This is a genomic window from Mucilaginibacter rivuli, from assembly GCF_019391655.1.
Classification (GTDB): Bacteria; Bacteroidota; Bacteroidia; order Sphingobacteriales; family Sphingobacteriaceae; genus Mucilaginibacter; species Mucilaginibacter rivuli.
Genome location: NZ_JAHXPQ010000011.1, coordinates 26,379 through 38,052, shown reverse-complemented (window position 1 = coordinate 38,052; position 11,674 = coordinate 26,379). Strand labels below are relative to the sequence as shown.

Here is an 11,674-nt window from a genome sequence, read left to right as displayed (position 1 = left end):
AATTTGCACATTTCCTCATTTGCACATACGCACATTTCCATATCTTTGAACGTATGATGAAGAAGAATTTAGCCCTTTTGGCCGGTGGTTATTCCGGCGAATATGATGTATCCATAAAAAGTGCAGCCTACATAGCGCAAAACATTAAAGCCGATAAATACGATGTTTATACCATCCTGATATCGCGTGAAAAATGGGTGTATGTAACCGAAGCAGGAGCAGAGTTGCCCGTGGATAAAAACGATTTCAGCATTACCCTTAACGGGAATAAGATAAAATTCGATTTCGCTTTTATCACCGTACACGGTACACCCGGCGAAGATGGTAAGCTGCAAGGCTATTTTGATATGCTCGGCATCCCATACAATACCTGCGATGCCACCACATCGGCCATTACCATGAATAAGGCGTATACCAAGGCTATTGTACAAGGCATTGAGGGTTTACATACGGCCAAATCCATGCAGTTGTTCCACCATAATGATATTGATGTGGCAGCCGTGGTATCGCGCCTTAAATTCCCGCTGTTTATTAAGCCCAATAATGGCGGCAGCAGTGTAGGCATGAGCAAGGTGCATAACATAGCCGGCTTGGGCGAGGCGTTAGAAAAAGCTTTCCACGAGGATAAACAGATATTGGTTGAGGAGTTTATTCAAGGCCGCGAGTTCAGCATTGGCATTGTTCACCTTAACGGCGAGCTGAAAGTACTGCCCGCTACCGAGATCATCAGTTCGAAAGAGTTTTTTGATTATGAGGCTAAATATACTGCCGGGGTATCAAAAGAAATTACCCCTGCCAACCTGACCGCTGAGCAAAACAAAACCATCACACACATTGTAAAGGATGTTTACCTGCGATTGAATTGCCACGGTATGACCCGCCTTGATTTTATATTGCAGGAAGGCACAGGCGATTTTTATTTCATCGAGATAAACACTACACCCGGCCAAACCGAAGCCAGCCTGATACCGCAACAGGTACGTGCTGCAGGCATGGATATTGTGGAGTTTTATGATGCGCTGATAAACCCATAGAACGTATGTAAAATGGAAGAGGTAAGATGGAATATGTGTTTTCTTCTTCCCCCAAAACTGGGTCACTGCGGCCAAGAGCAGGAACTATTGCATTCACATCGGGTATGTAACAAAGCAAAAGCACCAAAATCTAAAACTCATGCTCCAATTCCATAACTTTAAAAAACTTTACGGCGGTATTGCCGCTTTAAAAGTGCCCGATCTGGCTTTGGATGCGGGTATTTATTGGGTTAAAGGTATTAACGGTTCGGGTAAAAGCACTCTGCTTAAATCAATTGCCGGGATACTGTCCTTTAATGGCGATATTGTTTTGGATGGCAGTATCAGCATCAAAAAACAACCTGTTGATTACCGCAAGTACGTAAACTTTGCCGAAGCCGAACCGCTGTTCCCGGAGTTTTTAACGGGTACGGAAATGATCCAGCTTTTTGCCGATGCTAAAGAGGCGCCCGAAGGGCAGGAGCAGGGCTATGTTGAAAGCATGGGCATGCAGGGATATGTTGACAGGCCAATAGGTACTTATTCCAGCGGGATGCTTAAAAAGCTATCCTTATTATTGGCTTTTTTAGGCGAACCCAAACTGATACTACTGGATGAACCGCTTATCACTATTGATACCGATTCCCTAAAAATATTATATACCTGGATAAGCGATCTGCATCGTGAAAAAGGCGTAAGTTTCATGCTCTCATCACACCAGGAACTTGATGCCGCCGAGATACAGCAAGTAGGGGTATTGTTAGTAGAGAACCAAACCCTGCAGGTAATTAGCTGATGAATAAGCCATTAACTAACGTACTGCTCAAAATATTTGCAAATGGCTTTTACAAAGTACATGGCGGTATTTTGTTCTTTTTGTTTTTGGTGCTGTTTGGTTTGGTAGAGCCCGCGCAACTGCTTAATTATCATATGGCGCTCATGCTGGCATTTATTACAAGTCCACTTATGATGAGCATTGTGTTTGGCGTATGGTTGTTGTACACATTCAAATGCTGGCACTACATCGCCGGGCAGATATTAGGCCCTCACCAACAATTTTTGTTTTACAGCAGTACATCATACACCAGGCAGAAACAGTTTAGCAGCTGGTTTGTGGTACAGGTGGCCGTTAGTTTGCCGGTATTAGTTTATGGGAGCCTAAGTATAGTGGTGGCTGTTTATCATTATTATGTGTTATCAGCTATGTGTATTCTCGCATACCTTATCGGGATCATCGCTCTCAGCGCATGGTTTTACAAGTACCTTGTAAACCACCTGATTGATGGCAGCAAGCAGTCGGCAGTGATGCGTTTTACCAAAAAATGGAAGAAACCGTATTTTAGTTTATACCTGTACCATGTGTTTAATAAATTAAAGGTAACCTATTTGATAACCAAGTTGTTATCATACGCTATTATTAATGGTGTGTTTATCATGTTTGCCGATGTGAGCCATGATACCCGCGTAGCAGCCATTGCTGTATTAGCCATTACGGTGGCACATGCTATTGTAATATTTGAGGAGCGCAGGTTTGAAGAAACTTACCTCATTTTCTCCAAAACCTTACCTTACAGCAAGCTCAAACTGTTCCTGTCTTTTTTAGGCGTGTACGCTTTATTGCTTATTCCTGAAGCTGCCTGGCTGTTTACCCGGTTTTCGCCTGTTACGGCGGTTTACCTGCTGGCCTTTGGTTTAGGTGTCATTCTGTTTTTCCATTGCCTGTTATATCCTTTTGGTTTGGATATGGAAAAATATATGGGCTGGATAATGGGAACTTTCGTTATCGCCTTCTGGATCATTATGTGTGGATATCTTTTGGCCCTGATCCCCCTGTTTTTAATACTCGCTTACATTATCAAACCACCCAATCCGTTGGAAAGCGATTAGACATTTAGATTTGACAACTTTTTAAAAGTTGTCAAATCTTTGCGCCCTAATTTTTACAAATAAATTATGAACTTTATCTCAAACTAATATACCTTCGTAATAATCTATCAAATTAGTAGACTTTATTTTAAAACAACAATATCATGGGATTAAGATTAGGCGATGCCGCACCAAACTTTACTGCAAAAACCTCACAAGGTGAGATTACGTTTTACGATTATTTAGGCGACAGCTGGGGCGTACTGTTCTCGCACCCTGGTGATTATACGCCTGTTTGTACAACAGAGCTGGGCCGCACCGCAGCCTTAAAAGATGAGTTTGCAAAACGCAATGTAAAAGTACTGGCACTAAGTGTTGATTCAGTAGAATCGCACGATGGTTGGATAAAAGACATTAACGAAACGCAAGGGGTAGAGGTTAATTTCCCGATCATTGCCGACCCTGATCGCAAAGTATCCGAAGCTTATGATATGATACACCCTAATGCCTCGGTAAATGCTACTGTGCGATCATTGTTTATTATAGCGCCCGATAAAACAGTTAAGCTCATCATCACATACCCGGCATCAACAGGCCGAAACTTTGTGGAGATACTGCGTGTGATCGATTCGTTGCAATTAACCGCCAATTATGGTGTTGCCACGCCTGCTGATTGGAAGGACGGAGAGGACGTGGTAGTAGTGCCTGCAACCAAAACTGAAGACATCCCGGCCAAGTTCCCTAAGGGCTTTACACTGGTAAAACCATACCTCAGGATAACCCCTCAGCCAAATAAATAATTTTTCTTGCATTGTATTGATATTTTGATAACTTTGAATTAACACGTTTAATTAATTGATACCTCACGCTTAATGTGCCCGAAAATCAGTTTGTTAGACCTAAAAAAATTATTAATACATTACTATTATTTATTATGGCAACTGGAAAAGTAAAATGGTTTAACACACAAAAAGGCTATGGTTTTATTGTTACCGCCGAAGGCAAAGATCTGTTTGTGCATTTTAAGGATGTACAAGGTGGTGTAAATGCCATAAAAGATAACGATGAGGTAGAGTATGAGGTTGAAGAGGGCAGAAAAGGTTTACAAGCCGTTAACGTAAAAAAGGCATAAGCTATCATATCATAAAATGTATTTGAACCTCCCGGCTGGTGCCGGGAGGTTTTTTTATGCGATATGGTACGATATTGATCTGTTTACTTATTTTAGCCCAACCAATTTTAATAGTAAACGATGACTAATACCGATACTTCAAAAAATTCGAGAAACGTAATTTTTCTTGTCGCAGTAGCGGCGCTTGGCTATTTTGTTGATATATACGATCTGCTGATCTTTTCCATATTACGTGTTCAAAGTTTGGCAGGTATAGGTGTTCCGGCCGATCAGATCACCGAAAAGGGTATTCATATCCTAAACATGCAGATGTTCGGGCTATTGGTGGGAGGGATCATCTGGGGTATCATCGGCGATAAATTTGGTCGTATAAAGGTGCTCTTCGGGTCCATACTGATGTACTCGATAGCCAATTTCGCTAATGGCTTTGTACATGATGTAGAAACCTATGCCATTATCCGCTTAATTGCAGGCATTGGCCTTGCTGGAGAATTGGGTGCAGGCATTACCCTGGTAAGCGAAACCATGAGCAAAGAGAACCGTGGCTATGGCACCATGATGGTTGCTGTTATTGGTTTGTTCGGCGCTGTTGCAGCAGCTATTATCGCTAAACATTATGCATGGCAAACGGCATACTTTATTGGCGGCGGTTTGGGTATATTGTTGTTATTGCTCCGTTTAGGTACGTTCGAATCAGGCATGTATAAAGACGTGGCCGAAAAGAAGGTATCCAAAGGTAACATGCTGATGCTCTTTACCAATGGCAAACGCTTTTGGAAATACCTGTGCTGTATATTGATTGGCACACCGCTGTGGTTTGTGGTTGGTGTATTGGTAACGCTTTCGCCCGAGTTTGGTAAAGCCTTACACGCTACGGAACCATTAAGCGCAGGTACAGGTATTTTATATACATATGTGGGCATATCAATAGGCGATGTTTTTGCGGGCCTGCTGGCGCAATTGGTTAAATCGCGCAGAATAACTATTTTAACATTCTTGCTGATATCGGTAGTTAGTGTAATATTCTATTTAAAGGCTGATGGTATTACGCCCGACCGTTTTATATGGCTTTGCCTGTTTATGGGTACTGCGGTGGGCTACTGGGCAAATTTTGTAACCATCGCCTCAGAGCAATTTGGTACAAATATCCGCTCAACAGTTACCACAACCGTTCCTAACTTTGTGAGGGGCGCGCTCATCCCAATCACCATACTTTTTAAATACTTTGTTAAAGACCACGGTTATATAAACAGCGGTTATATTATGATGGGAATAGTTACAGTTATAGCCCTGTTCGCGCTAAGCCAGTTAAAAGAAAGCTTTGGTAAGGACCTTGATTATATTGAAGAATAAACAAAACTATTACCAACTTTGTAGCGTATTAACATTCACCTAATTTAATTGAGCCATGATAAGTGAAGAGAAAGCCACCATAACCAAAGAGCAGATAGCCGAGGCTTATCGGCAAATACAAAACGAAATATGCGCTGGCCTCGAAGCTTTGGATGGCCAATCGGTATTTGTTGAAGAGCAATGGCAGCGCGATGGCGGTGGCGGGGGTAAAAGCCGGGTGATGCAAAACGGCGCTATCATTGAAAAAGGTGGTGTAAACTTCTCGGCTGTATATGGCCAATTGCCCGATACCATGCGCAACGCGCTTAAAGTGGAGCAAAACGATTTTTTTGCCACAGGGGTTTCTATTGTAATACATCCCAATCATCCTTTGGTGCCTATCATCCACATGAATATCAGGTACTTTGAAATGGAACCTGTAGCCGGTAAGCCCGCAGTAAAATGGTTTGGCGGCGGGATTGATCTTACCCCACACTATGTAATTGAAGATGATGCCCGCTTTTTTCATGGCGAATTGAAAAAGGTGTGCGATGATTTTAGCACCGATGCTTATCACCGCTTTAAAATATGGGCCGATGATTATTTTTATATTAAGCATCGCCATGAAACCCGTGGCATAGGTGGCATATTCTTCGACCGTTTAACTGCTACTGATGAGCACCCCTGGGAAGATATTTTTACTTTTTCGAAAGCAGTAGGACGTTCGTTCCTGCCAACATATACTAAACTGGTTAATCGCAACCGCGATAAGCCTTTTACCGAAGCGCAGCAGGAATGGCAGTACCAGCGCCGCAGCCGCTACGCCGAGTTTAATTTAGTGTACGATGCAGGCACCAAGTTTGGGTTGGAAACCAACGGCCGCATCGAATCCATACTGATGAGCTTACCGCCACAGGCGCGCTGGTTGTACAATTATCAGCCGGAAGCTGGGTCGGAAGAGGAAAAGACTTTAAATTTGCTTAAAAAAGGCATTAACTGGGTAGAATGAAATTAAAACGACTGTTTTTACTATTAACCTGTTTTGCATTAGCTTCATTTAATGTAAGTACCCTTAAAGGCACTTATATATTCCAGGGAGGTACTTACAACGGTAAAGCCGAAGGCGCACCCAAAGAATATACCCTGCAAAGAAATTACACCGATAAAGGCTTTACCGCCTATGCCTACCAGAAAGGCATGAAAACAGAAAAGTACGAAGCCGGTAATTATACCCTTAAAGCCGATAGCTGCTTTGAAACATCAACCTTTAGCAGCCAACCTACAACTATGCTGGGTAAAACGGTGCGTTACAACTACAAGATCAAAAACAACGAACTGATATTATCGGGTACGTTACCTACAGGTATGGTGGTGGAGGAGCATTGGAGGAAAATTAAATAATTGTTTGTTGAAATGATCAAAGCAGGTCTATCGGGGTAACCTTAAATCCTCGTTTTTTTAACTGCATCAGCAAACCGCTTTTGCCGTCTAAGTGCGCCACTCCAATAACAATAAACGCACGGTTATTTGTTAAATATCCTGGAATTTTTTTCATCCAAAAAGTGTTACGGGTTTTGATCCTTTCGAGTTTCTCGCCTCTATCATTGTCATTAGCGAAGTTGAAATTAAACTTACCACTGTTGTAAAGTTGCTGCGTTTTTAAATATGGATCCTGGTGGACCTCGTTATGCCCCGGCGAACTCATATTGGTTAACTCACTAACAAAATCTACTATCTCTGCTACCGAATTTTTAATATGGAGTGGAGTTGATGTTATTCCTTTGGTAATTTGTGCGTCATCTAATGATATGCATGGTAGTTTTTTTGACCTTGCATTTGCCAACAATGCGGCATCCATGCCATCAAACGATATCTTTAACCCTTTTCCAGTCGCCCACTCATTTCTTAAAAACAATAGCATTCCGTTTAATACTGTTACAGGGTCTTTGTCGCTATCAATATTTTGTGTTAATCCCGAACCGGTATTCTTAATAAAGTAGTCATTCACCTTATCATAATCTTTACCAAAAATAGCTTTTGCATTAAGCCGGGTAACAATTGGAGAAGCAGGAGCACTGGCGGTATTTCCTGTATTTGCAATGGAGGTGTTTTCGCACAAATAAACATCACTAACTTTTATAACGCTATCCAATTTAGGGTAAGAACCCACCCATTCTTTTCCGAAATCATGCATTGAGCCTAATATATAAGATGTTTTAGACGAGCCAGGAGCCTGTATCTTCCATAACACTGATTGTACTTGCATCTCATTTTTTACCGGCAAGCGCCCGCAAAAAAGCCCAAAGAATAAAAAAGATATTATCAAGACTGGTTTCATAAATAATCCTGTTAAAGTTAATATTTTAAATTTCGTTGTTTGTTGAAAAGAGTAGTTTTAAGACATATATTTGATGGGTTGACCATTTGAGATTTGCGTTAAAAGCAATGCTTGGCCAGTTGGCTTATCCTAATCTCTCCACACTTCAAAACTTATCCACAACGTACCCCTATACCACATTATTTGTTATCTTCGCAGGTCGCTTAAAATACACCTAAATCTAAAAACCTTTTTTTAGCGACAAGGAATAATACAGAACAATGGCTGAAGATATAGATAACAACGAAGGTACCCGCGACAGAATAATTCCTATAAACATTGATGAAGAAATGCGATCGGCATACATTGATTATTCAATGTCTGTTATTGTTTCGCGTGCTTTGCCAGATGTGCGCGATGGTTTAAAACCCGTTCACCGCCGCGTGCTTTTTGGGATGCTCGACCTTGGCTTAAACGCGAATAAACCCTACAAAAAATCGGCCCGTATAGTAGGAGAGGTGCTTGGTAAGTACCACCCGCATGGCGACTCATCGGTTTACGGCACCATGGTGCGTATGGCCCAGGATTGGAGCTTACGGTATCCATTGGTTGACGGCCAGGGTAACTACGGCTCGATAGATGGTGATAACCCCGCGGCAATGCGTTATACCGAGGCACGTCTGCAAAAGATAGCCGAGGAGATGCTGGCTGATATCAACAAAGATACCATCGATTTCCAGTTAAACTTTGACGACTCGTTGGAGGAGCCAACCGTATTGCCTGCAAAGTTCCCTAACCTGTTGGTTAACGGTGCGTCGGGTATTGCGGTAGGTATGGCCACCAACATGGCGCCACATAACTTAACCGAAGTTATCAATGCCACCATGGCGTATATTGATAACCGCGATATTGAGATAAGCGAACTGATCAAACACGTAAAAGGCCCCGATTTTCCAACCGGCGGTATTATTTACGGTGTTGAAGGCCCAAGAGAAGCATCAGAAACCGGCCGTGGCCGTATCGTTTTGCGCTCACGTGCCGAAATAGAAGTTTACAACAGCGACCGCGAGCGTATCATCGTAACCGAAATACCTTACCAGGTAACCAAATCGGATATGATAGAGCGTACTGCCGAACTGGTTAATGATAAAAAAATAGAAGGCATCTCGGCTATCCGCGATGAATCTAACCGCGAAGGTATCCGTATTGTTTACGAAGTAAAACGCGATGCCAATGCATCTATCGTTTTAAATAACTTATTCAAATACACATCGTTACAAACTTCATTTAGTGTAAATAACATTGCTTTGGTGCATGGCCGCCCGATGTTGTTGAACCTGAAGGACCTGATACACCACTTTGTTGAGCATCGCCACGAAGTGATCGTTCGTCGTACCAAATTTGAATTAGCCGAAGCCGAAAAACGTGCTCACATATTAGAAGGTTTGCTGATCGCTTTAGATCATTTGGACGAAGTGATCAAGTTGATACGCGCTTCGGGTACGCCTGATGAAGCACGTGAGGGCTTAATGGCTGAGTTTCAATTAAGCGATATACAAGCCCGCGCGATTTTGGATATGACGCTGCGCCGTTTAACAGGCCTGGAGCGTGATAAGATCAAAGCTGAATACGCCGAGCTAATGAAACTGATCGACTACCTGAAAACAGTTTTAGCTGACGAAGGCCTGCGTATGCAGATCATCAAAGATGAGTTGAACGAGATCCGCGAGAAATACGGTGATGAGCGTAAAACCGAAATAGTGCACTCGTCTGCAGAAATGCAAACTGAAGACTTTATTGAGGATGAGAATGTGGTAATTACCATATCGCACGAAGGTTACATCAAACGTACGCCTTTAACCGAGTACCGCACACAAGCGCGCGGTGGTAAGGGCGCTATAGGCAGCAACAGCCGCGATGCCGACTTTATTGAGCACTTGCTTATCGCGTCGAACCACAACTATATGTTGTTCTTTACCGAAGCGGGCCGTTGTTTCTGGCTGCGTGTGTTCGAGATCCCGGAAGGAACGCGTACCTCTAAGGGCCGTGCCATCCAGAACATCATCAACATCCCGAAAGAAGAAAATATTAAAGCCTATATCAAGCTTACCAGCCTGAAAGACCAGGAATACCTGAAAAATAACTTCATCATTATGTGTACCAAGCAAGGTACCATTAAAAAGACTTCGCTGGAAGCATACTCACGTCCGCGTGCTAATGGTATCAACGCCATCAACATTAACGAAGGTGATACCTTGTTAGAAGCAACTTTAACCAGCGGCAGCAGTGAAATTGTAATGGCGTTACGCTCCGGCCGTGCTATCCGTTTCAATGAAGCTACAGTGCGCCCAATGGGCCGTACCGCGACAGGGGTGAGGGGTATCACTTTAGGTGGCCCTACCGACGAGGTTGTTGGTATGATAGCTATTGACGATGCTGAAACAACAGTTTTGGTGGTATCTGAGAACGGTTATGGTAAACGTACTGATATTGATGATTACCGCGTTACCAACAGGGGAGGTAAGGGTGTTAAAACTATTAACGTAACCGATAAAACAGGTCCGTTGGTAGCTATTAAGGGTGTAACTGATAAGGATGATCTGATGATCATCAACAAATCGGGCATCATTATCCGTATCGCTTTGGATCAGTTAAGATCAATGGGCCGCGCGACGCAAGGAGTGAGGTTGATCACGCTGAAAGAGAACGACAGCATTGCATCGGTAGCGCAAATTGAGCGCGAAGAAGAAGTTGAAGAAGAACTGACCGAAGGCGAAGAAGGCGCTGCAGCAGAGGGGGAAGCTACAACCGAAGAAGCAACTGACGAAAATAAACCTGCTGAAGACAAAGGCGCAGAACCCGAAGCCGGCGACAAAGCAGAATAAGGTACAACATGATCCGTAAAGCGTTTTTACTGATTGTTATTATTTGTTTTACATCCTCCATTGCCTTTTGCCAAACAGAAGCGATGAAGGATGTAGCAAATAACCTTGCCCTGTATAATAAAAGTAACGACTATAAATATTTAACCGAGGCAAAAAAAGCTATCGACGGATCGTTTAAAACCCACGCCGATAGCCTTAACCTTGAGAAAAATACTTTCAAAGCGGTAGTATATTCCACAATACTTTACCGCGATTCGTTAAATACACTTAAACTTCCGGATACTTTATTAAGGCAAACTACCAGGCTGGTAAATATGCTTTCGGTTAATCGCAAAATATACCGCTATGCTACCGAATTGAATTACGTAAAGGGCTGTATAGCCAACGTGTACCTGCGTAAGGCTTTTGACTTTTATGACAAAAATAACTTTAGGCAGGCCATAGTAAACTTTGATATTGCAAAAGGATACGTGCCCGATAAGCAGATAGATACTTACCTGGCTAATATTTATTACAAATTGGGTAATTACAAAACTGCGGTAATATATTATGATCAGTTATTGGCAGAACCTAAACCTAAGATAGAATACATACAAACTGCTACCACACTTTATAACACCCTTGGCGATACTACCAAAGCATTGCAGGCCATACAAAAGGGGCTAAGCATATACGGGCACGATAAGTACCTGCTTTTTGAAGAAGCCAATATTTATAACAACAAAAAGGATTATGCAGTGTTAAATACACTATTGGAAGAGTTGTTATACCTGGCGCCAAATGATCTGAATGTTTTATTTATGGCTGCCAACTGTTATGATCATTTAAACAGGTTCCAGGATGCGGAGCGTACCTATAAAAAATTGATTGATATCAATAATGCGGATTATAATCCCACTTTTAACTTAGGGTTATTATATTTGAAGCGGTGTTTTACTGCAAAGAAGCATGATGATGTATACTGGGCCGGTATTAGCAAGTCAAGAGATATGCTTGAAAAAGCCAGCGAAATGAATCCGAACAATGAAGAATGCTTAAAAGCGTTACAAATGTTATATTTACAAACTGGAAATCAAAATCAGCTAAAAAAAGTAGAATCTAAATTAAGGCAGTTAACCAATTAATAATT

11 protein-coding genes are annotated in these 11,674 nt (G+C 42.2%); 10 read left to right on the top strand and 1 reads right to left on the bottom strand.

The features are described 5' to 3' along the window. The 8 genes from KXQ82_RS19515 to KXQ82_RS19480 all read left to right on the top strand — a co-directional run. Nucleotides 1–1,034: D-alanine--D-alanine ligase (locus tag KXQ82_RS19515; protein ID WP_369412495.1), on the top strand; the 1,034-nt coding region annotated here is incomplete at its 5' end. A gap of 139 nt (nt 1,035–1,173) precedes the next feature. Beyond that, nucleotides 1,174–1,809 (top strand): ABC transporter ATP-binding protein, encoded by a 636-nt coding sequence (locus KXQ82_RS19510; protein WP_219490446.1) that lies wholly within the window; start codon nt 1,174–1,176, stop codon nt 1,807–1,809. Continuing rightward, a complete protein-coding gene (locus KXQ82_RS19505) occupies nt 1,809–2,900 on the top strand; it encodes a hypothetical protein (RefSeq protein WP_219490444.1) in 1,092 nt (363 codons plus the stop codon). The genes KXQ82_RS19510 and KXQ82_RS19505 overlap by 1 nt, the downstream gene beginning before the upstream one ends. Before the next feature lie 143 nt (nt 2,901–3,043). Beyond that, nucleotides 3,044–3,679 (top strand): peroxiredoxin, encoded by a 636-nt coding sequence (locus tag KXQ82_RS19500; protein ID WP_219490442.1) that lies wholly within the window; start codon nt 3,044–3,046, stop codon nt 3,677–3,679. A gap of 134 nt (nt 3,680–3,813) precedes the next feature. After that, nucleotides 3,814–4,011 carry a cold-shock protein gene (locus KXQ82_RS19495; protein WP_219490440.1) on the top strand — a complete coding sequence of 66 codons (198 nt, stop codon included), beginning with the start codon at nt 3,814–3,816 and terminating at the stop codon, nt 4,009–4,011. A gap of 120 nt (nt 4,012–4,131) precedes the next feature. Then, complete coding sequence (locus KXQ82_RS19490) at nt 4,132–5,364, top strand: MFS transporter (RefSeq protein ID WP_219490437.1); 1,233 nt, start codon at nt 4,132–4,134, stop codon at nt 5,362–5,364. A 55-nt stretch (nt 5,365–5,419) separates the two neighbouring features. Beyond that, a complete protein-coding gene (hemF, locus tag KXQ82_RS19485) occupies nt 5,420–6,352 on the top strand; it encodes an oxygen-dependent coproporphyrinogen oxidase (RefSeq protein ID WP_219490435.1) in 933 nt (310 codons plus the stop codon). After that, nucleotides 6,349–6,744, top strand: a complete 396-nt coding sequence (locus KXQ82_RS19480) for a hypothetical protein (RefSeq protein ID WP_219490433.1) — start codon at nt 6,349–6,351, stop codon at nt 6,742–6,744. The genes hemF and KXQ82_RS19480 overlap by 4 nt, the downstream gene beginning before the upstream one ends. Before the next feature lie 16 nt (nt 6,745–6,760). Here the strand turns inward: KXQ82_RS19480 and KXQ82_RS19475 are convergent, their stop codons facing one another. Beyond that, a complete protein-coding gene (locus KXQ82_RS19475; protein WP_219490431.1) occupies nt 6,761–7,609 on the bottom strand; it encodes a TraB/GumN family protein in 849 nt (282 codons plus the stop codon). 332 nt (nt 7,610–7,941) lie between these two features. Here KXQ82_RS19475 and gyrA point away from each other — a divergent pair, with 332 nt between their 5' ends. Further along, nucleotides 7,942–10,545 carry a DNA gyrase subunit A gene (gene gyrA / locus KXQ82_RS19470; protein WP_219490429.1) on the top strand — a complete coding sequence of 868 codons (2,604 nt, stop codon included), beginning with the start codon at nt 7,942–7,944 and terminating at the stop codon, nt 10,543–10,545. An 83-nt stretch (nt 10,546–10,628) separates the two neighbouring features. Further along, nucleotides 10,629–11,669, top strand: a complete 1,041-nt coding sequence (locus tag KXQ82_RS19465; protein WP_219490427.1) for a tetratricopeptide repeat protein — start codon at nt 10,629–10,631, stop codon at nt 11,667–11,669. Nucleotides 11,670–11,674: the final 5 nt, after the last annotated feature.